This is a genomic window from Evansella tamaricis, assembly GCF_019042215.1.
Taxonomy (GTDB): domain Bacteria; phylum Bacillota; class Bacilli; order Bacillales; family Salisediminibacteriaceae; genus Evansella; species Evansella tamaricis.
Map to the genome: position 1 here is coordinate 11,590 of NZ_JAHQCS010000064.1, position 22,197 is coordinate 33,786.

Annotated in this window: 23 protein-coding genes; 7 read left to right on the forward strand and 16 right to left on the reverse strand. The window is 37.3% G+C overall.

The features are described 5' to 3' along the window. Positions 1–221: 221 nt before the first annotated feature. Positions 222–1,277 (forward strand): sporulation integral membrane protein YtvI, encoded by a 1,056-nt coding sequence (gene ytvI, locus KS419_RS05855; RefSeq protein WP_217065132.1) that lies wholly within the window; start codon positions 222–224, stop codon positions 1,275–1,277. Positions 1,278–1,630: 353 nt separating this feature from the next. Here the strand turns inward: ytvI and KS419_RS05860 are convergent, their stop codons facing one another. The 6 genes from KS419_RS05860 to cyoE form a co-directional block, all read right to left on the reverse strand. Beyond that, the gene (locus KS419_RS05860; protein WP_217065133.1) at positions 1,631–2,089 is read right to left on the reverse strand and encodes a DUF420 domain-containing protein; all 459 of its coding nucleotides are present in this window, start codon (positions 2,087–2,089) and stop codon (positions 1,631–1,633) included. 318 nt (positions 2,090–2,407) lie between these two features. Next, positions 2,408–2,758, reverse strand: coding sequence for a cytochrome C oxidase subunit IV family protein (locus KS419_RS05865; protein ID WP_217065134.1), 351 nt, complete (start codon positions 2,756–2,758; stop codon positions 2,408–2,410). A 3-nt stretch (positions 2,759–2,761) separates the two neighbouring features. Then, complete coding sequence (locus tag KS419_RS05870) at positions 2,762–3,373, reverse strand: cytochrome (ubi)quinol oxidase subunit III (RefSeq protein WP_217065135.1); 612 nt, start codon at positions 3,371–3,373, stop codon at positions 2,762–2,764. Between the two features lies 1 nt (position 3,374). Then, positions 3,375–5,216, reverse strand: a complete 1,842-nt coding sequence (gene ctaD / locus KS419_RS05875; protein ID WP_217065136.1) for a cytochrome c oxidase subunit I — start codon at positions 5,214–5,216, stop codon at positions 3,375–3,377. A 25-nt stretch (positions 5,217–5,241) separates the two neighbouring features. Beyond that, positions 5,242–6,261: a cytochrome c oxidase subunit II gene (gene coxB, locus KS419_RS05880; RefSeq protein ID WP_217065137.1), complete on the reverse strand. Its 1,020-nt coding sequence runs from the start codon at positions 6,259–6,261 to the stop codon at positions 5,242–5,244. Positions 6,262–6,294: 33 nt separating this feature from the next. Continuing rightward, positions 6,295–7,254 (reverse strand): heme o synthase, encoded by a 960-nt coding sequence (cyoE, locus tag KS419_RS05885; protein ID WP_217065156.1) that lies wholly within the window; start codon positions 7,252–7,254, stop codon positions 6,295–6,297. A gap of 544 nt (positions 7,255–7,798) precedes the next feature. On the opposite strand from cyoE, the gene KS419_RS05890 reads away from it, so the two are divergent. After that, the gene (locus KS419_RS05890) at positions 7,799–8,707 is read left to right on the forward strand and encodes a COX15/CtaA family protein (protein WP_246593675.1); all 909 of its coding nucleotides are present in this window, start codon (positions 7,799–7,801) and stop codon (positions 8,705–8,707) included. Between the two features lie 231 nt (positions 8,708–8,938). On the opposite strand, the gene KS419_RS05895 is transcribed toward KS419_RS05890, so the two are convergent. The 4 genes from KS419_RS05895 to glsA all read right to left on the reverse strand — a co-directional run bounded on the left by KS419_RS05895 (position 8,939) and on the right by glsA (position 14,461). Then, on the reverse strand, positions 8,939–9,385 hold the full coding sequence (locus tag KS419_RS05895; protein WP_217065138.1) for a Dps family protein: 447 nt from the start codon (positions 9,383–9,385) through the stop codon (positions 8,939–8,941). Positions 9,386–9,515: 130 nt separating this feature from the next. Beyond that, a complete protein-coding gene (gene pyc, locus KS419_RS05900; RefSeq protein WP_217065158.1) occupies positions 9,516–12,953 on the reverse strand; it encodes a pyruvate carboxylase in 3,438 nt (1,145 codons plus the stop codon). 187 nt (positions 12,954–13,140) lie between these two features. Beyond that, positions 13,141–13,425 carry an Fpa/YlaN family protein gene (locus tag KS419_RS05905; RefSeq protein WP_217065139.1) on the reverse strand — a complete coding sequence of 95 codons (285 nt, stop codon included), beginning with the start codon at positions 13,423–13,425 and terminating at the stop codon, positions 13,141–13,143. Between the two features lie 103 nt (positions 13,426–13,528). Then, positions 13,529–14,461 (reverse strand): glutaminase A, encoded by a 933-nt coding sequence (gene glsA / locus KS419_RS05910; protein ID WP_217065140.1) that lies wholly within the window; start codon positions 14,459–14,461, stop codon positions 13,529–13,531. A 91-nt stretch (positions 14,462–14,552) separates the two neighbouring features. Here glsA and KS419_RS05915 point away from each other — a divergent pair, with 91 nt between their 5' ends. Further along, on the forward strand, positions 14,553–15,041 hold the full coding sequence (locus KS419_RS05915) for a peptidyl-prolyl cis-trans isomerase (RefSeq protein ID WP_217065141.1): 489 nt from the start codon (positions 14,553–14,555) through the stop codon (positions 15,039–15,041). Between the two features lie 56 nt (positions 15,042–15,097). Here the strand turns inward: KS419_RS05915 and KS419_RS05920 are convergent, their stop codons facing one another. Then, entirely contained in the window at positions 15,098–16,411 is a 1,314-nt protein-coding gene (locus KS419_RS05920) for a PhoH family protein (RefSeq protein ID WP_217065159.1), read from the reverse strand. Between the two features lie 139 nt (positions 16,412–16,550). Between KS419_RS05920 and KS419_RS05925 the strand changes: the two genes are divergently transcribed. Next, a complete protein-coding gene (locus tag KS419_RS05925; RefSeq protein ID WP_217065142.1) occupies positions 16,551–17,210 on the forward strand; it encodes a YhcN/YlaJ family sporulation lipoprotein in 660 nt (219 codons plus the stop codon). Between the two features lie 187 nt (positions 17,211–17,397). On the opposite strand, the gene KS419_RS05930 is transcribed toward KS419_RS05925, so the two are convergent. Beyond that, entirely contained in the window at positions 17,398–17,853 is a 456-nt protein-coding gene (locus KS419_RS05930; RefSeq protein ID WP_217065143.1) for a pyridoxamine 5'-phosphate oxidase family protein, read from the reverse strand. Between the two features lie 289 nt (positions 17,854–18,142). On the opposite strand from KS419_RS05930, the gene KS419_RS05935 reads away from it, so the two are divergent. Next, entirely contained in the window at positions 18,143–18,349 is a 207-nt protein-coding gene (locus tag KS419_RS05935; protein WP_217065144.1) for a YlaI family protein, read from the forward strand. A gap of 192 nt (positions 18,350–18,541) precedes the next feature. On the opposite strand, the gene KS419_RS05940 is transcribed toward KS419_RS05935, so the two are convergent. Further along, positions 18,542–18,901 carry a YlaH-like family protein gene (locus KS419_RS05940; protein ID WP_217065145.1) on the reverse strand — a complete coding sequence of 120 codons (360 nt, stop codon included), beginning with the start codon at positions 18,899–18,901 and terminating at the stop codon, positions 18,542–18,544. 170 nt (positions 18,902–19,071) lie between these two features. Between KS419_RS05940 and KS419_RS05945 the strand changes: the two genes are divergently transcribed. Next, positions 19,072–19,260 (forward strand): DUF5325 family protein, encoded by a 189-nt coding sequence (locus tag KS419_RS05945; protein WP_217065146.1) that lies wholly within the window; start codon positions 19,072–19,074, stop codon positions 19,258–19,260. Between the two features lie 110 nt (positions 19,261–19,370). Here the strand turns inward: KS419_RS05945 and KS419_RS05950 are convergent, their stop codons facing one another. Then, positions 19,371–20,156: an inositol monophosphatase family protein gene (locus KS419_RS05950; protein WP_217065147.1), complete on the reverse strand. Its 786-nt coding sequence runs from the start codon at positions 20,154–20,156 to the stop codon at positions 19,371–19,373. Between the two features lie 106 nt (positions 20,157–20,262). Further along, positions 20,263–20,517 (reverse strand): hypothetical protein, encoded by a 255-nt coding sequence (locus KS419_RS05955; protein ID WP_343215029.1) that lies wholly within the window; start codon positions 20,515–20,517, stop codon positions 20,263–20,265. Positions 20,518–20,959: 442 nt separating this feature from the next. Between KS419_RS05955 and KS419_RS05960 the strand changes: the two genes are divergently transcribed. Next, complete coding sequence (locus KS419_RS05960) at positions 20,960–21,586, forward strand: YktB family protein (protein WP_217065148.1); 627 nt, start codon at positions 20,960–20,962, stop codon at positions 21,584–21,586. A gap of 254 nt (positions 21,587–21,840) precedes the next feature. Here KS419_RS05960 and KS419_RS05965 read toward each other — a convergent pair whose 3' ends face one another. Further along, positions 21,841–22,125 (reverse strand): UPF0223 family protein, encoded by a 285-nt coding sequence (locus KS419_RS05965; protein WP_217065149.1) that lies wholly within the window; start codon positions 22,123–22,125, stop codon positions 21,841–21,843. Positions 22,126–22,197 lie beyond the last annotated feature (72 nt).

Consider the following 22,197-nt stretch of genomic DNA (forward strand, 5'->3'; position numbering starts at 1 on the left):
ATAAAATAAAATGGAAAAGTTTTCGTTGCTGCTTTGATAAGGATGACTATCAAAGTTCATCGAAGGCTTTTCTTTTTATGTAAAGTCATATCCCTAATGAATCATTCAAATAATATATCACAGGAATATTAAGAGAAAAGTTTTAGGAGTTTTCACTATTATTAGCCTAGTTTTCATACTATAATGGATAGAGATAGTGTTTGGTAGAAAGGGGCATTAAATTGACGTCGCAATTAATCAAGAAATACGCATACATTGTACTTTGGGTTGTTATTGCTGCCCTTTCAATATACTTTATCTTACCTGTATCATTACCTATAATCATTGCCCTAGTTACAGCTTTATTTTTAGCTCCTGCAGTCAAACTTCTCGTTTCCCGAGCCAAATTGTCTAGGAGTATTGCAGTCTTTATTGTATTTATTATTTACTTGCTTTTTATTGTCCTAGTGGGTTATTTCTTATTGACACGGGCACTGACACAATTAAATGCATTCCTAGGGTATTTCTTAGATTCCATACCGGAAATAAATATGGCGTGGATGAGCTTTTTGGAAAACTTAAAAGAAAGATTTGGGGAATCCCCTGAGATTATAAATGAAATTGATTCTGCCGTAACCCAAACATTATATGAAATGCGTAGTAACTTACAGCAATTAGATATTATTGGAACTGTCACAAGTATCTTAATTAAAATACCTGCTTATTTAGTTTCATTCATTGTATATGTAATTGCCCTTTACTTATTCTTACTTGAACTACCAAGATTAAAGGACAAGCTGTTTGGATATATGACTGAGAAAACAGCAGAGAAGGTTCAATTTATGTCTTCTAGGTTATCTTACGTGATTTTTGGATTTTTCAAAGCACAATTTTTAGTTAGTATCATTATTTTTATCGTTTCTTTAATCGGATTACTATTCATAGCACCTGAAGTTGCTATCATCATGACATTGATTATATGGATCATTGATTTTATTCCGATTATCGGTTCTATTGTTATATTGGCTCCATGGGCACTCTTTCACCTTATTTCTGGAAATACAGCCTTAGGAGTACAATTACTTGTACTTGCTGCTATCTTATTGACTATACGAAGAACAGTGGAACCTAAAGTGATGGGGCATCATATTGGCTTGTCCCCATTGGCAACACTTATCTCTTTATATATTGGACTTCAACTATTAGGCGTCCTTGGATTTATTTTAGGTCCTCTGCTTGTCATTTTGTTCACTAGTGCCAAGGAGGCAGGAATCATTAAACTTAATTTAAAAATTTAACTTCCCTGCATGTCATTGTTTAATGACATGCAGTTTTTTTTCAAATAGACTTCTTGTAAATCTTTCATGTTTATTTATAGTTACATGTGATTTATGTGTTCTTGAACTGCAGACAACATTCAATAAGAAAAGCGCAAGTGCCTATGGTCACGAGCGTAGGGCAGTGCAGGAATGACAACTAGAAGTCCGATCTTTGACTTCGGTTGTCACTTCCGAAGTGCCCCGCAGCGAGTAGGCGCTGTAGCTGGACAAATTGCCCGAAGGTGCCAAAACTTATACGCTTATCATTTAAAAAAAGCACTCTTAAACAAATGTTTAAGATAATGCTTCTTTTTTTCCTAACTATAAACATGTTATCCGCCAATTATGGCACGGAACAGGTTTGTTGTCTCCCCTGGGGTATAGATAACATACAACAGCAAATAAACTCCAATACCTGTAGTTGCGGATATAAACCAAATAATAGAAGTAACAGGACCTAATTTACGGTGACGCTTTAAATTATTTTTGTATCCTGTTACTAATGTAATAATACCTAAAACTGCCGCAGTCGTTGCAAATATTATATGAATAATCAAAAATATTTGATAGTAGATTGCCACATTATCCGGTCCACCAAAAGGGGTACTGCCTATGAAAAAGGTCTTCGATAAGTATGTTATAAAAAAGATGGTAGCTAGAACAGCGGCCCAGAACATCGCTTTTTTATGGGATTCGATTTTTCTCTTTGAAATGAAATACCAACCCACAGCAACAAAAATAGCGCTTAAACCAATAAAGATAGTACTAATAAATGGTAGGAACGTTTCCACAAATCTCACTCACCCTTCCAACAAGCTTTTATTCCATTTTATAATTATATCTCAATCATTTCTAATAACAAAAAAAGATATGAATAATTTCTAACAATCAATTAAGGAAAACACATGCGCCAAAATCAGAGATATGTGCTTTTCAGCTGCTCTTCCCCTGTGCAAGTGCGATTCCTCGTTGCAAGCATATAAGCATATAACAGCGGTAGTATGATCCTAGCGAGTACGCATGGAGCTAGTCATAAATTTGAAACTAATACTTTTATATATTTCAAAAATATACCCTCGCATAATTGCGAGGGTATTTTAAAAATAGTGTTAAAATTTTACAATTCCCAAGAGGAGCATCAATGAAGCAACTGTTGGAATAGCTATCAGAACACCGGTCCAAATCATGGCATTCTGCCACCCGTTTCCACGTTCATTTAAATGCATAAATACATATAACTGTAATACTACTTGAATACAAGCAAGTAACAGTATAAACGGGATTGCAAATCCAGTAGGGATTGCATCACTGGCAATTGATATAAACGCTATTGTCGTAAGGAAGATCATAAAAGTAAAGGAAATGAGCTGAGTTCTTAATTCTTTAGCTAATTTTCTTTTCGTTTTCTTTGTAGGTTCCCCAGTTAATGGGGCTGTTGGATCTATACCATGCTGTGCCATATATTAACCTCCTATTCCCATGAGATATACGACTGAGAAGATAAATACCCAAACAACATCAATGAAATGCCAGTATAAAACAGCCACATAGAACTTCGGTGCATTAGTCAACGTCAATCCAGATTTTCGGTAGCGGATAATTAAGGTTGTTATCCATGCAATACCAAAAGCTACGTGGGCACCATGTGTTCCAACTAAAGTATAGAAAGCAGAACCAAAAGCACTTGTAGTAAAACCTAAGTCGTGTTCCACGTACTCAACAAACTCGTAAATCTCAAAGCCCAAGAAAGCAGCACCTAACAATACTGTCACTGTCATCCATGTTAATAGACCTTTATAATTCCCCTTTTTCATGGATATGATCGCAAAAACACTCGTTAAACTACTTGTTAATAGAATCATGGTCATGATAAACACTAATGGTAAATGGAACAAGTCACTAGGTCCTGGTCCACCGTTTAAACTTCCACGAAGACCTAAATAGGTTCCAAATAGACTGGCAAAAAGAATTGTTTCTCCACCAAGGAAAAGCCAAAATCCAAGGTATTTATTTTTGCCTTCCAATGTTGCTTTTTCCAGATTTGGAGGTAAGGTTTGAACATGCTGATCTGCCATTTTACTTACCCCCCTTATCATTTTTAATCTCTTCTACAGGTATATGATACCCATGATCTTCTTTTATAGATCTCACAAACATTGCTCCGAATGTAATCGCTAATCCAAGAATGGCAACCCAGATCACTCCATGCTCTCGGTATATGAAACCAAAACTGGAAATAAATAACCCAATGGATATGATGACTGGCAAAATAGATCCATTCGGCATATGAATATCTCCGAGCGGTTCTGCAGCTTTCATCTTTCCATCACCTTCATATTTTTCATGCCAATAGGCATCCACATCACGAACAAGTGGCGTTTGCGCAAAATTATATTCTGGTGTAGGAGAAGGAATCGTCCACTCTAATGTGCGTCCATCCCATGGATCTCCTGATGTTTCTCGATTCTTCATGGAAACAAAGATATTTACTACAAAGATAATGAAAGCAACACCCATCAAAAAAGCACCTATGGTACTAATGAAGTTCATATCATTTAATCCTTGACCATCAAGGTATGACGCAACTCGACGTGGCATACCCATGAGGCCTAGGAAATGCTGTACAAAGAAAGTTAAATGGAATCCAAATAAGAACATCCAGAAGAAAATTTTACCTAATTTTTCATCTAGCTTATACCCAAACATTCTTGGCCACCAGTAAAATGCACCACCAAAGATTCCTAGAACAACACCACCGATGATAACATAGTGGAAATGGGCTACTACAAAGTACGTATCATGGAACTGGTAGTTAGCAGCACTAGTGGCAAGCATAACTCCAGTGACCCCACCCATTACGAACGATGGAATAAATCCTAAAGCAAATAAATTTGCTGTTGTAAACTGTATTCTTCCCCCCATCATGGTAAAAAGCCAGTTAAAAATCTTAATACCTGTAGGAACAGCAATTGCCATTGTAGCAACAGCGAAAATCGAGTTTGCAATCGGCCCCATTCCAACTGTGAACATGTGGTGAGCCCAAACCATGAAACCTAAGAAACCAATCAAAAGAGTTGCAAATACCATTGCAGAGTATCCGAATAAACGTTTCTTAGAAAAAGTAGAGATAATCTCAGAGAAAATACCAAATGCCGGTAAAATTAAAATATATACTTCCGGATGTCCAAAAATCCAGAATAAATGTTGCCAAATAACCACATTACCGCCTGCATGGACGGCGAAATACGTTGCCCCAAAAATACGCTCTAACATAAGTAGTAAAAGTCCGATCGTTAAAGCTGGAAATGCAAACAGAATAAGTGTTGATGCAACAAATGTACTCCAAGTAAATAGAGGCATTCTCATCATACTCATACCAGGTGCGCGCATGTTAATAATTGTAACAAGGAAGTTAATACCACCGATTAACGTACCTGCACCACTAATTTGCAATCCTAAAACATAATAATCAATACCTGTACCTGAATATTCACTGGATAGAGGAACATATGCAGTCCAACCTGCATCTGGTGCTCCACCAAAAAACCAGCTTAAGTTAAGTAGAATTCCCCCAAAAAGGAATAACCAAAACCCTAATGAGTTAAGGAATGGAAACGCAACATCACGCGCTCCTATTTGTAATGGAACAATATAGTTCATTAAACCAAATAATATTGGCATCGCTGCCAGGAAAATCATCGTCGTACCGTGCATCGTTAATAATTCATTAAACGTTTGCGCCGGTAAGAAGGACGCCTCCGGAAACATTAGCTGAATACGCATTAAAATCGCTTCGAACCCTCCAAGGGCGAAGAAGAAAGCGCCTGCGACCAAATACATGATACCAATCTTTTTATGGTCGACAGTTGTCAGCCAGTCCCATACTGCGCTTTTTGACTGAGCCTTCGCATATGACACGTTGTTTTACCCCCTTATCAAAACCCTATTCTAATACTTTTAAGCTTTTTAAATAATCAATAAGTGCATCCATTTCATCGTCTGCTAAGTTAGGAAATGGCTGCATTAAGTTTCCTGGTTTCTTCTCAGTTGGATAGCGAATGAAATTTTCTAGGTTTTCATCGTTCTCATCCCAATCAAGGAATCCAGCTATAACTGAACGCTCACCAAAGTTAGTTAAGTTGGGACCAAGATCCCCACCTTCACCAGAAATAGCATGACAGCTAATACAGTTTTGCTCAAATACTTCTCTTCCTTCTGCGGACACAACGTTAACTTCCTCTTCTTCGTCAACGGTACGAGCCATACTCGAAGCCCAAGTATCAAATGTATCCGGGTCAACCGCGATCACTTTAAAGTCCATTAACCAGTGACCTTCCCCACATAGTTCTGTACATTTACCTTGGTATATCCCCTCTTGAGGCGCAATAAGCCACATGTCATTCGTAATCCCTGGTACATTATCCTGTTTACCGGCTAAAGCTGGTACCCAGAAAGAGTGAATAACATCACTTGCCTCTAACTCGATGATGATCTTTGTATTAGTTGGGATATACATATCTTGACCTGCGACAACATCATAGTCAGGATATTCAAATTCCCACCAAAATTGGTGCGCAGTAACTACGACCCTTACAAAATCATCTTCCTCTTCGTTAACATCAACATCCGCCAGTGTAAACGTCTGCATAACGTTTGGAATTGCTAAAAATAGAAGCAGAATGATCGGAATTACTGTCCAAACTACCTCTAACGCTTTATTCCCATGTACCTGTTTCGGTATATGGGTATCTCCCGGACGTTCACGGTACTTGATAATAACAAAAAGATAAATAGCAAATACGACAACAATTACAAAAATCATAATATACAGACTTAGCTTGATTAAATCAAATTGAATATCAGCAACTGGCCCTTGTGGGTCTAATGCGGAAAGATTTTGTTTTCCACAACCAGCCAGAAGCAAGATGAAACCTAATGGAAGTAGTCGCCATAAATACTTCATCTAGTCACAAACCCCTCTTTCTATCCTTAAATATTAAAACATGTGGACGATGACCATCAAAACAAACATAACTGTTAAATAATTTAATGAATAAATAAACATTTTCGATGCCCATTTGATATCATCTTTATATTTATAGCTGGCTAAGCCTAAACCCAACCAACCAATCCCCAACAATAAAGCAACAACCGTGTATACTGTCCCAAAATGAGCTAATGTCAATGAAACCGGAATTAACGCTGCTACGTACCAGACAATTTGACGTTTTGTAATAGCAAAACCGGCCACAACAGGTAACATTGGAATCCCCGCATTCCGATATTCCTCCACTCGTTTCATTGCAAGAGCCAGAAAATGGGGCGGTTGCCATATGAACATGATTAAAAACAGTGACCATGCAATCGGATGTAATCCTGGATCAATTGCCGCCCATCCAATTAAAGGTGGAACCGCACCTGCAAAACTACCGACAATCGTATTTAGTGTGGTTGTACGTTTTGTCCACATCGTATAAAGAACTACATAGACTATCAATCCTAAAAGACCGATAACTGCTGCCATAAACGTTGTCATTGCAAGCATAATTGTTCCAAGAATTGATGTGGTCAAACCATAGGTTAAAATTCGTCTTCCTGATAGCTCCCCACTTACAGAAGGACGCTCCTTTGTTCGTTCCATTAACGGATCAATATCCCTATCAATATAATTATTTAAGGCACAACCACCTGCAATGATTAATGCCGAACCCAATAAGGCTAAAAGTGAATTTAGAGGATCAGCAGTAAGAGTGGTCCCTGTATAATACGCAGCAAGAAAAAGTCCTGTAAACGTCGTAATAAGGTTAGACATGATAATGCCAGTTTTAGAGACAGCTAAATAGGTCTTCCATGTTACATTTTTATCCACTACAGTATCTGTTTCTTCTAATATCTCACTTTCTGTTAATGTACTAGTTCGATTCAATTGTTTCACCCCCCCAATAAATAAACGCATTACTTTACCCATAATCAAATCATGATTCCATTCATAAGTCTAATTATCTGCTTTTGATCAATACATTCCAATCGTCCAACTTTATCCATTAAGTTTAAAGCTGTTTTAAACCTAATAATTTAGTTTAAATAATATCAAATAATCAAATTTTGAAAATTATTCTTTAAAAATGAATCATTTGTGGTACGTTCACCATGCTATTGGCTTACCTACACATTATAAATGAAAAATCAGTGATTTTCATCACATTTTATCCATTTCATATAAGTTCCATCTTTTTAACATAACCACTATTCCTATATTAATAATCTTTTCGAGAAAAATAAAGGGATTTCCCCATTTTTATAGTAAATAATTTTGAGGATTTGAATTAACTTACTATTCAATAAATAGGATTAAATTGAGTTTTTCACTTAAATGAATTAAAATGAAATGCGAAAGAATATCAAAAACATCTTAATATCTTTAGAGGATATTTTTCTTTTGAGTTGTTATTCTCCTAAATTATTTTTATACTTTTATATATAGAAAGTCGGTGAAATAATTGAATAATATTTTTTTGAAAATATTCGGTGTTATTACTAGCATCGGAATGGTCGTTGTGCTGATTCAAGGAGTACTCGTAACGCAAACTGGTTCCGGGGATGCCTGTGGTGCAGAATGGCCACTATGTCTTGGACAAGTTTTCCCAGAATCCCCAACTATACAAACACTTATTGAGTATACCCACAGGGTTGTATCCGGGTTATTAGGGCTAATGGTTATTACAATGGCAATTTGGAGTTGGAGAAAATTAAGTCACATCCATGAAACTAGATTTTTCGCTATTATTGCTATTCTTTTTATCGTTTTCCAAGGGCTACTAGGTGCTGCAGCAGTCGTGTGGGGACAGTCAGATGCTGTCATGGCATTACATTTCGGATTCTCCCTTATCTCTTTAACAAGTGTCGTCTTACTGACTGCTCTGGCATTTGAAAATGATATGCCTGATGTTGTAGTGCAGCCAACCATATCAAAGGGAATGGGGTATTACATTTATTTCGTTCTTTTTTATGTGTATTTCGTAGTCTATACAGGGGCTTATGTAAAACATACGGAATCCAGTGCTGCTTGTACCGGTTGGCCTCTCTGTAATGGACAATTAATTCCCCCTTTGAGAGATGGAATTGCAGTGCAATTTGGACATAGAGTTGCGGCCGCCATATTATTCTTTGTAATCCTATTTATGTTCATCCAATTACAGCGACGTTATAAAGATCAAAAGCTCATTTACTACAGTGGATTAATCAGTTTCATTTTCGTTATTGTACAAGTAATCAGTGGTGCTATAGTGGTATTTACAGGTTTTTCCCTTGCATCCAGTATGTTCCATGCCATCTTTGTCAGTCTGTTATTTACATCAGTAAGTTACGCAACACTATTAGCATACAGGTCAAAACTAAAATCCAAATAAGAAAAGCGCAAGCGCCTTTGGTCACGAGCGTAGGGCAGTGGAGGAATGACAACTAGAAGTCCGCTCTTTGACTTCGGTTGTCACTTCCGAAGTGCCCCGTAGCGAGTAGGCGCTGGAGCTAGACAACTTGCCCGAAGGTGCCAATACTTATAAATTCTTATCTTTTAAATAAGAGTGCTGCTAAGCAAATGAACTTAGCAGCACTCTTTTTTGAAATTTTTCATTTTTCAATTATTCCCCGAGAAAAGAACGGAGCATCCATGTATGTTTTTCCACTGACTGACGGACTGCAATGAGCATATCAGCGGTTGCTTCATCTCCCACTTCATCCTCTAATAAACCAATATCATTATTTAGTTCTTCACTTAACGTTTCGAAATCTTGGGCGAGTGTCTTTACCATCTCATCAGCGGATCGTTCCCCCGCCGCTTCTTTAATGGTTGCGATCTCCAAATATTCCTTCATCGTTGCTACAGGTTCCCCATTGATTGTCAGTAAACGCTCTGCTAATTCGTCAATGTGTCCGGCTGCCTCATTGTAAAGTTCCTCAAACTTTTCATGAAGCTTAAAGAAGTTAACTCCCTTTACATACCAATGGTAATTATGGAGCTTTACGAACAATACATTCCAGTTTGCTACTTGTCTGTTTAGAATCTTTGCTGTTATTTCATGTGCCATGCTGATCAACTCCCAAATTTTTAGTACAATATTTAATTCCCCGAAAAACTACAAATTTAAACAACTTTTTCATTTTCTATTATAAAAAGAGAGGAAGAATTTCTCAACTCTCCTCCCAGAATGACACGAATTATTCAAATTCTACCAGTAAATCACCGGTTTGAATTGACTCTCCATTGGTAACATGTACCTGTTTGATTAGCCCATCTATCGAAGCTTGAACAGTTGTTTCCATCTTCATGGATTCTGTAATAATTAGATGGTCTCCTTTCTTCACTTTATCCCCTTTTTCCACTAACGTTTTTACAACGGTACCTGGCATTGTGGCTCCGATTTGTTTTAGATTTCCCTTATCTGCTTTCATTTTTTGTACCACTGTCGATTCTATATTTTCATCCCTTACTACCACTTCCCTAGGTTGGCCGTTCAATTCAAAATAAATCACTCTCGTTCCTTCCTTCTGTGGTTCACCAACTGACACAAGTTTTACAATTAAAGTTTTTCCCTGCTCGATTTCCACTTCTATTTCTTCACCTAAACGTAGTCCATAGAAAAAGGTCAATGTATCTAACACTGAAATATCACCATATTGCCCTAAGAATTCTTCGTTATCGAGATAAACTTTAGGATATAGGGAATAGGATAATACATCATGGGATGTAACTTGGCGTCCTAATTTATGGTAAAGGGTTTCCCGAATTCCCTCAAAATTAACAGGTTTAAGCATTTCCCCAGGGCGTTCGGTAATTGACTCTTTCCCCTTCAACACAATTTCCTGTAATTTCTCGGGAAATCCCTGATAAGGCTGCCCTAAATGTCCTTGAAAAAGCTCGATAACAGAATCTGGAAAATCCAGCTGGTCTCCCTTCTCATAAACAAGCTCTTCTGTTAGATCATTTTGAACCATAAATAACGCCATATCCCCCACTACTTTGGAGGACGGTGTAACTTTAATTATGTCCCCAAACATTTTATTTACCTTTCCATACATCGCTTTCACTTCATCCCAACGATCTCCTAGTCCTACTCCTTTAGCTTGTTGCTGGAGGTTACTGTACTGGCCACCAGGCATTTCATGGGAGTATATTTCAGAGTGGGGTGCAATCATACCACTTTCAAACGCTCCATAGTATTTTCTTGTATCTTCCCAGAAACCATTTAACGATTCAAGCTGATCAATATTTAGTTGAGGTTGTCTCGGATGTCCACTTAATGCATGATACAACGAGTTCATACTTGGTTGGCTTGTTAAACCGGACATGGCACTAATTGCTGTATCTACTATATCCACACCTGCATCAATTGCCCGGGCATAAGTAAATATCCCGTTACCGCTTGTATCGTGTGTATGTAAATGAATTGGAATGTTCACCGTATCTTTTAATGCCTGAATCAACTCAAACGCAGCTTGAGGTTTTAATAAACCAGCCATATCTTTAATTCCTAGAATATGAGCCCCTGCATCCTCCAAATCTTTCCCTAACTGTAAATAGTAATTTAAGTTATATTTTGACCTAAGAGGGTCCAGAATATCACCGGTATAACACATGCTAGCTTCTGCGATTTTTCCAGATTTCCGAACTGCCTCAATCGCAGGTACCATACCATTTATCCAATTTAAACTATCAAAAATACGGAAAACGTCAATTCCCGCTTGTGCTGATTTTAAAACAAACTCATCAATTACATTATCGGGATAATTTTTATACCCAACCGCGTTTGAGGCCCTTAAGAGCATCTGAAATAAGACATTAGGGGCCTTTTCCCTAAGATGAATTAATCGCTTCCATGGATCTTCATGGAGAAACCTCATCGCTACATCGAATGTTGCCCCTCCCCACATCTCGAGTGAGAAAAGATTCGGTAAAATTCTAGAAGTTGGTTCCGCAATTTGTTTTAAATCCGTTGTCCGGACCCTTGTGGCAAGTAGTGACTGATGGGCATCTCGAAAAGTCGTATCTGTTAGCAGCACTTCTTTTTGTTCTTTCACCCAATTTGCCAATCCTTCTGCCCCAAATTGATCAAGACGCTGTTTTGTTCCTTCAGGTAATGGGTCAAGATAGTTTAATTTAGGAAACCTTCTTTCTTCAAAAACAGGTTTTTTCCTAATCCCCACTCCAGGATGACCATTCACTGTTGTATGCCCTATATAGGAAAGCATTTTAGTTCCTCGGTCTTTTTGTTTTGGAAAAACTAAAAGTTCCGGAGTTTTATCAATAAATGATGTATTATATTCTCCTTTTAAGAATTTATCATGTTGAACAACATTTGTTAAAAATGCGATATTTGTCTTAATGCCGCGGATACGAAATTCTTTTAAATTACGTACCATCTTATGCGCTGCATTCTCAAATGAAAGTGCCCAAGTAGATACTTTAACTAATAAAGAATCATAGTGAGGAGATATGACTGCACCTTGAAACCCATTACCTGCGTCGAGACGAACACCAAACCCGCCTCCAGAACGGTAAACCATAATCTTGCCCGTATCAGGCATAAATTGATTTTGAGGGTCTTCTGTTGTAACCCTTGACTGTATGGCATAACCATGGGTATAAATCGCATCTTGTTTTGGGATGCCCACTTCGGCACTATGTAAATCCTTACCGTCAGCAATAAAAATTTGTGATTGGACGATATCAATTCCGGTAATCATCTCTGTAATCGTATGTTCCACTTGAACCCTAGGATTTACTTCTATAAAAAAGAATTCTTCCTTATCAGTAACTAGAAATTCAACTGTCCCTGCATTTACATAGTTAATCTTCTCCATAAGTTGAAGAGCAGCATGACAAATTTTCTCCCTTGCCACTTCCGATAGTGAAACACTTGGAGCAACTTCAACCACTTTTTGATGCCTTCGCTGTACAGAACAGTCCCTTTCATATAGATGGACTAAATTACCATGATGATCCCCCAATATTTGTACTTCAATATGCTTTGGATTTTCCACAAACCGTTCTACATAAACTTGATCGTTCCCAAAAGCAGCTTTTGCTTCTGATTTGGCCCTGTCGAATGATTCTCTTAAATCATCCATGGAACGAACAATTCTCATTCCCCTGCCGCCGCCACCAAGTGCTGCCTTAATGATTAAAGGAAAACCATGGTTTTTTGCAAATTCGTGAACTTCATCCAAAGAAGTTACAGGACCATCGGAACCTGGAATGACCGGAATTCCAGCTCCAATAGCTGTTTTTCTTGCTTCTACTTTATCCCCAAACATACGTAGGTGTTCTGTTTCAGGTCCTATAAAAATAATTCCTTCTTCTTGACACCGTTTTGCAAATTGAATATTTTCTGACAGAAAGCCATATCCAGGATGAATGGCATCAACACCATTCCTTTTTGCAATCTGGATAATTCCCTCAATATCAAGATACGCGTCGATGGGCTTTTTACCTTCTCCCACAAGATATGCTTCATCCGCTTTGTAGCGGTGATATGCACCTGTATCTTCTTTTGAGTAAATAGCTACCGTCCGTATTTTTAACTCTGTGCACGCTCGAAAGATCCTAATGGCAATTTCACCACGGTTTGCAACTAAAACCTTCTTGATTTTCTCCATTTGAATCAACCTGACCCACTCCTTCATTTCTATTTATCTCAGCGTTGTTCACTTTTGAGCAATAGATATTCCAATAAATACAATTCTATATTAATGAGATAACTTCCTTCCAATTCTGCCCTCAATATCAAAATATAATAAAAAACCAATTGGAATTTATCCAAATTGGTTTATAAAGGTGACAATGTTATTTTTTTCCCATGCTCGCTTCATGTAAAGCTGATAATTGTCTCTCTAATTTCCCGAGCAATTCTTTTCCTTCTTCATCTGTAATAAGGTGTAAACGTTTAGCAAAATCAATCTCACGTGATAAACCGAACATTTGTGTATCTAAAACTTCCTCGTAAAGAGGGCATTGTGGCATAGTTAAATTCGCCATTTGCACTTCAATGAGTTTTAGGATTTTTTGAGCATCTTCTTTTAGAAGGGCATAAGCTTTTTCACTCTGTCCGGATAGGGTTTCTACTGACAACGGAATCCCTCCTCCTCTATGGATAGAAACTTTTCTCTTAACTTTTATATTATCTTCTATATTATAAAAATGCAATAGATGGTGTTTATTACATAACCTGATTTTAAAAAATACTCAGATCATATCTTTGTGATAATGCCTCTAAGAGTTTCATCCCGGCAATACTGTTTCCTTTATCATCAAGCGAAGGGCCATAGATTCCTATCCCCACTCCGTGAGGTACGGAGGCCATAATCCCTCCAGAAACTCCGCTTTTTGCTGGGATGCCAACTCGTATCGCAAATTCTCCAGATGCGTTATACATTCCACAGGTCACCATAAATGTCTTTAAGATTCTTGCAATATGTAATGGAATTACGGGTCTGTCAGAATCCGTATGTTTCCCTTCATTAGCAATTATATAACCGATCTTCGACAGATCTTTGCAGTTTATTTCAATAGCACATTGTTTTGTATACAATTCAAGTAATTCCTCCACATTATCCTTTAAAACTCCGTGCTGTTTCATAAAATAACATAACGATCGATTTAAATAAGCAGTATCATATTCTGATTTTGCCACTTCTTCATTATAAGTAATGGATGGATTACCTGTTAACTCATGGACAAAACCGAGTAAACGTCCTAATCTTTCCTCTATCGATTCCCCTTTTATCATGGATGTAACTGCCAAAGCCCCCGCATTTATCATTGGATTTAATGGCTTAGAAGGGGAATGGGTTTCTAATTTAATGATTGAATTGAATGGATCACCTGTAGGTTCTTTTCCAACACGTGAAAAAACTTCTTCTTCCCCGAAATCCATTAGTGCTAGTGCTAAAGATAAGACTTTTGATATACTTTGCAGTGTAAACATTTCTTCAATATTTCCTGCTGTGGAGCATGTTCCGTCGCTTTGATAAATTGCCACGGATAAGGTATCGGGATCCGCCCCACTTAAGGCTGGAATATAATCCGCCACCTTCCCTTCAGGTGTATACTTTTTTGCCTCTATTACCATATTATTCAGTACCTCTGGATATGCACATATCTTCATGAAAAGAAGCCTCCTCTATAGTATAAGTTATCTCGTCCGTGACAAACATATAAATCCATTTTATACTAGAAAACGAAAGGAGAGTTGTCCGTTGTCTATTACAATAACCGGTAACGTTAAACACACCATTACAATTGACCCAGGGGTTTGGATTTTTGATGAACGTAAAGTGGATTTAGATACATATTTTTCCCAAAAAACACAAAACTACCAAGATTCAGAAGGAGAAAAACTTGCAAAGGCATTCGATCTCCATCGGAAAGAAGGGGCAAATGTCCTCTCATCAAACGGGAACAATATTACCGTAAGTAAAAAGGATTTAACTGAAAAGTCTTTTGGTATTCCTTTATTTCCATTCTTAGAAAATGCATCACCAAATGAAGATGTGGAATACATTATTTTTAAACGGAGTAGCGGGGACGATTTTACCTGTCCTGTCCATTTAGCAAGGGAAGGAATTATTGGCTTTTCCAAAAAAGGAAAGCCGTTGAAAGAAGATGGTCCTCTCCATTTTTACTATAATGACGGATCCAATCAATCAGACCCCATAACTGATATCATTAATATTGTAGTTTCTTAAAATAATATCACAAAAAGGTTGTCTCAGTGAAAGAGACAACCTTTTTAGTAGGTATACTATAATAAATCAGCAGCCATCTGAGCTAAGCTAGATCTTTCCCCTTTTTCAAACTTCATATGCCCAGTTTCTGATAAATGTTTTAATCTTTCCGTTACATAAGTTAAACCATTTGTATATTCATCCAAATAAGGATGATCGATTTGTTTTGGGTCACCCATTAGGACAATCTTACTTCCTTCCCCTACCCTCGTAAGTATTGTTTTGACTTCATGCTTTGTTAAATTTTGTGCCTCATCAATAATAATAAATTGATCTGGTATACTTCTGCCTCGAATATAGGTTAAGGCCTCCACCTCAATAGAACCCATTCCAGCTAAAATTTGTTCCAGTTCACCTGGTTTTTTGGCATTAAATAAAAATTCCAGATTATCATAAATTGGCTGCATCCACGGTCGCAACTTTTCATCTTTTTCTCCAGGTAAGAAACCAATATCTTTCCCAACTGGTACAACAGGCCTTGCCACTAGAAGTTTCTTATACTTTTGTAATTCTTCTGTTTGATATAAGCCTGCCGCAAGGGACAGTAATGTTTTCCCTGTACCTGCTTTTCCTGCAAGTGTGACCAATGGAATATCATCTCGGTTTAATAACTCTATCGCCATCTTCTGCTGAACATTTCTTGGCCGAATTCCCCATATTGTATCCTCCTTATAAACAAGAAGTTGAACATATTTGGAGTCCGTACTAACCATTGCAAGGGCGGAACGGGAAAGGTTCGTCTCATCTCTTGCTATAAAAAATTGATTTGGATATACGTTCGAAAAACCAAAATGACTTAAACTTAACTTACGCTTTTCATATAGTTGATCCAAGATTTTTGGAGATAACGTAATTTCTGAATACCCCGCATACATTCGGTCATATTGTACAACGCGGTCACTCAGAAAGTCTTCCACATGAATGCCAAGAGCATCTGCCTTTACCCTTAGTAGTGCGTCCTTGCTGACTAAGGTCACTTTAACTCCAGAATCTCTCTCTTCCTCTTCGATGCTCATATTTAGAGCAACTGCTAATATTCGATTATCATTTGAACTTTCGAAAAAATAATTCTTCATTTTACCAAAGGATCGATGGTTTAATTCTACACGGAAACTCCCCCCATTAGACAATGGCACCCCAAGGTGTAATTTTCCTTTTTCACGAAGATCATCGATCATTCTTGCTACATATCGAGCATTTCTTCCTATTTCATCCATGTTCCTTTTTTTTGAATCCACTTCTTCTAGCACTACTGCTGGAATAATAACTTCATGATCCTCAAAGGCATATATGGCCAACGGATCTTGTAGCAGGACGTTCGTATCTAAAATGTATCGACGTGTATTCAACCTCTCGCCTCCTACAGCCTAAAAATGATTTGATGCTCTTTCTACAATGTATGTACTCTCGTATAAAGATAGACGAGAAAAACAACAATAGGTGTAACAAACTAAAAAGTGAGGGATAAGGATGAATTTAAAAACATTATGGATTTTGACTGTCATCCTGTTTGTTACAGCCTGTCAGGGACCAGATAACACACAAGACCAAAACATAGTAGAAGGACAAATGTATGGGCAAGGGCAATCGACTCATACGCCTGAAGAGGTTTCCCCTAATGAAATTGCAAACCACTTAGCAAATCTGAGTACGCGCGTACCAGATGTGGACCATGCAACAGCCGTCGTAATTGGACCATATGCAGTGGTTGGAATTAATGTAAATGGCCAAATAGATCAATCAGATGTTGGTTCGATTAAATATCAAGTAGCAGAGAGATTATCAAATGACCCGTACGGTGCTTCAGCAGCAGTGACAGCAGATCCGGACATTGTAGAAAGACTGGATGAAATGCGTGATGAGATGGCAGATGGAAGACCTCTCAACGGGATGGCAACAGAACTCGCTGCTATAATCGGAAGAATTATGCCTATAGTTCCTGGATACGAGCACAGACAGCAAGAGGACCCAACAGATACAAACAATGACAGGATGGCTTCAGAAGAAGAAGAGCAACTGGGTGACATACAAGAGGAACAAAGTAAAGGAAGAATGAATGGACAAAATAATCATAATAAAAACAGAATGGAGGGGGATTTAGAGGAACCCCGTCCTGAACGAGATCAATAATAAATTAATGGGGGACGTCCCAAATGTATACTAGACAAATTTGGGTCCCCCCTTTTGCAAATTAATTAAATAAAGGCGCTTGAGCTAGACAATGCCCGAGTGTCCAAAAACTTATACTTTCCTTTTAAAAAAGGTTGCCCTTTATGATCCGTATACAGACCTTCAGGCCAACCTAGTTTCTGTTTCATTATGCTTTTTTCATTGCCGACATTACTTGATTATCTAATTTTTGAGCAGCATCTTTGTCATATGTTTTTTCGTACTTAGGTTCCTGTGTAATTCTTGCACCATAAAACATAACATCCCTTACTTCAGCAACTTTGATTTCCAAAAGAGCTAATTTTAATGGAACATCCTCCATTTTTTCACTCAAAATATTCGTCTCACCTGTAATAGAATATGTAGAACCGGCACCAATTAATGTCAGTGTAACTAAAGGCTGTTTTCTGATGTTCTCTACAATTCTGGATCGGTTATCAACGGAGAATCGGATCGTAGTTTCATCCTGAGCATATACCCAGGAGATAGCGTTAACATTTGGACTCCCGTTTTCATGGTCAACTGTCGCAATGGTAACATAGTGTTCTTTTCTTAATAGGGGCAACAATTCCTCTGTTAGTTTTGTCTCCACCTGATTTGCCATTTATTACAACCTCCTTTAATACTTATCAATATTACTATACCTATATTTCCCTTTAGATAAAACTATTCTCCCTTAAAAAAATGATTTTTTTGATTTGGGAAATAGGCAAGAGCTCTCGTGTCTTAAGTCATTGGTTGTTTTACAAAGACCCCATTAGCATGCTCAATGAAGCCCGATATTAACGATACTATGTTAAAATGTTTGAGAATCAGGGATATTTGATAGAATTTTTCAAGTTTTTCACTAACATGCTATAATATAACCATAAATAATTTCATTGAGGTGGGCTATGAGAGTTAAATGCGTAATATGTGACGTGATTGAAAATATAAATGATTTTTCACCATTGGCTAAAAAACTTCGCAATCGTCCTATTCATACATACATGTGTGGGACATGCAATCAAAGAATTGAAGACAATACAAACAAAAGGAAAGACACTGGAAATTTCAAACTGTATACTAGTACTGAAAAGGAAGATGAGTGGATTCACTAAGATGAGGGGTAAAAGGTTTCAAAACTAATAAGTTCAGAGGCTGGGACAAAAGTGTTTTAATCAATGGAAAGTTCGAACAAAATCATAGTTGATGCAATGAATAACTATGGAAATATATTGCTATGGCTGTGTATTGTTCGTATTTTCAAATAAACACTTTCGTTTCCCGGCCTCTTTTATTGTATTAATCATTCATTGACTCGGTTTTGCTTCGGATTCTGCCTCATCTTTTTTATGCCGTCTCAATTGAAGTTTGTACACCCAAAGGACGATTGCTGCCACAACGAGGGATTCTACAATTGGTAAAGTTAATGCCAGTAAAGTAATGAACAAATTCCCAATAAACATAACTGTATATACAACTACTAGTTTTAAGATGGGTAACTTTCTAGCAAAACCTAAATTGAATACCACTATGGTCAGAACATTTACGATTAAGTAAATGATTGGAAAAGCAGTAAAAAAATTCTCGGGATTTCCGGCACCAAGCATTTCTGCAATGGGACTCATTCTTGGGTTGGGTGTACTTGTGGCCGCTAATAGAAATATCATATAAGTCACTCCTGTATTTCAATCATATTATTTTTGTTTTTTGTTTTTTGTTTTCTATCCTAATAGGAACTTTATTATTATATCATAGATGTTTATTCAGGGAGGCACATAACTTTCTCCTTTTCGTAAACCCCTTTTTCCTGTAAACTATTACTGAGGTGGTTTATAATATGGGTTCATTTAATTGGAGCTTTTTCTTATTAGCAGTATTAGGAACGTCCGGTTTAATAGGAATCGGAATTGGAATTGCAGAAGGAAGTCCATTGATTATTATAGGAGCAATTGTTTTAACAATAGTTTCTGTGGGAACAGGGTTCACATTGAAGAAGAAAAAGAGAGAGCAAGGAGAGGGTGTTTAAAGGGGCTTTAACCTTTAAATACCCTTTTTGTTTCCACTGGGCTTGTACTAATTTATTCTACCCCGGCTCTATCCGAAAACCCTCTCTCCCACGATATCACTACTTCAGAATTATGATTTATGGTGAACGTGCCTTATAATTTCTTCATGTATAAATGGATTTGCAGCTATGAACGTATCTTTTTCTAAATAAGAAAGTTCATTTCCTTCATAATTTGTTGCAATTCCTCCAACTTCACTTAATAATACAACACCACCGGCAATATCCCATGGAGATAATGCAAAGCTTATGTAGGCATCTAACCGGCCCGAAGCCACATATGCAATCTCTAATGCAGCAGACCCATATGACCTAATACCCCTTGATTCATTCACAAAATATTCCAGTCTGCGATCTTTAAGAATCCAGCCTGCATTCATACTAATAATGGCCTCATTTAAATGTACTTCCCCAAGTCTTGCAAGTTTTGTTCCATTGACCACTGCACCTTGTCCTTTTAATGCAGAAAACATTTCATCATTCATCACATCATAAACGATTCCGATCATTCCTACACCATTTAAATACACTCCTAAAGATACGGCAAAGAATGTTTCCTGATGGACAAAATTAACGGTCCCATCTATTGGATCTAATATCCATATGACACCTTTTAGATCATTCACTAATTCGGCAGAACCTTCTTCTCCCATTAAACGGTGATCAGGAAAACACTCTTTTAACTTTTTCTTGAAGAGTTCCTCCACATCCCGATCCACATCGGTTACTAAATCATTTTGATTTGCTTTTGATGAAACTCCATATGTATTCTTCATTTTTTCACGTATGTAAGTACCAGCCTCTTTAGTCCACTCTAACGCGATACTATATAATTCTTCCCAACTTTGTTGGCTCATTTCCATTGCCTCCTTCGGACTTTTACATTACATATTATTCTACCATTTAAAAAGATACATCCCCAAAAAAAGTGAACCTGTAGAATACAAGGTCCACATACAAAGTTTATACTTCTAAGCGTATCCACTCGCTTCTCAATCGCTCCAAATTCCGTTTACATTTCCTTGCCTGTTCCCGATCGTTGGTTTGAAGCGCATCGAATAGTGTTAGGAGTTCATAGTCAATCTCCATTTTCAGAACGGAAAGTCTCCTTTCTCCGTCTTTTCTGTTTAAGGTTTGAATGACCTTCTCCATCGTTCCACCCCTTTTCATAAGCATAAAAAATATAGATGCAGACCGACCAACGATAACCTGTTTCACCAACTGTCCAATCCTTGGTAATTAACGTTTTACAAATTCCTTACTATAACGTATGTGTTTACTTATAATTTTGGTACACTATTTCTCTGATATTCTCCTTTTCCACTATGTAAAATTAATAAACCTCCTAAGTACAATTTGTCTAATCCACTGTAAACCGAAACAGACTATTCAACGAGGGCACTGAAAAGTTGCTTTTCCACTTTTACAGTCCCTCGAAGCAATGAGCATAGCCGTCGCAATCTTTAAAAGCCTGATAGGAGCGGTTTTCTCCTATCAGGCGAGCGACGAGCGAAGCCATTGCCATACATATAAAAGGAACTGAAAAAGTTGTAAGATACTTTTTTAGTACCCTCTATTCAACAGAAGTGTTTATACGAGCATCTATTTTTTCTTGTGTTTGTATTTATGGTAAACTGTCAACATAAAAGGAGTGAGATTGATGAGTTTTTCCGGTTTTCATGAAGAAGATTTTAATGTGTTTTCCATCGACGGTTTAGAAAAACGAATGCAAGGGATTCAAGAAAAAATCCAACCTAAATTCAAAGAAATTGGGGATGCATTGGCACAGGATCTTTCCATGTCCATAGGAAATGAAATGTATTTACATATTGCAAAACATGCCAGAAGGAGTGTTAACCCACCAAAAGACACTTGGTTGGCAATAGTAGATAATAAACGGGGATACAAAAAACACCCACACTTTCAAGTGGGGTTATTTGATGATCATGTATTTGTTTGGTTAGCCTTTATTTATGAACTACCAAATAAGGATACTATTGCTCAAAAATTTATTAATAACTTAGATATGATAAAGAAGATGATACCTGGAGATTTTGTTATTTCACAAGATCATATGAAAAAACACGCTGATCCTTTAGACTCTATGGATAAGGAAGATTTCCGTAAAATTTTGGAACGTTTCCGAGATGTGAAAAAAGCAGAATTTTTAGTTGGAAAACACTTCCCAAAAAAATCCGAATTGTTATCTGATGGACAAGCCTTTTTACAAGAAGTGAACCGAATCTATGAAGAACTACTTCCCCTTTATAAGATGATAAAAGAATAAACTACAATGAGAATGAGCGATGGAGCTAGACAATTAGAAAAGCGAAAACGCCACGTCCTATGGCATGCCCGATATTAGGACGTCCTGTCCGTTCATCGGGCAAAACGCCACGTCCTGTGGCATGCCCGATATTAGGACGTCCTGTCCGTTGAGGTAACTCGGAGCATATTTGTGAAGATTTCCTTGATGAATAGCTTTTGACTTCCTGTGAAATAGACCCAGTAAGGTAATTTTGATTGCCTTTGGGTCTATTATCACATTTTAATAATTTTTACTTCATCGCTTTCCCTTGCCTTTTTAATCACATGATACGGTGACTGGTCTGTTTGACTTTGATATTCTTTAAAACTTTGTTTCTCCTCTCCTTTAGAAGGTACTATCTCTTTGAAACGTCGGTATAATGCGAGTAAAAAATCCCTCTCCACACCCTTTTTATAAGCTTGTTGAATGGCTTCATAAAAGTTTACAACATCCACTACTTCTTCCTTTGTCCATTCCAAAGAAATAGGTATTGTTACATTTTCATTCAATCTTTTCATCCTTTCATGAGTTCTAATTTGCCAAAAAAGTAAAATTTACTTTGCAAGTCCATCCCATTTTGGTATACTCTC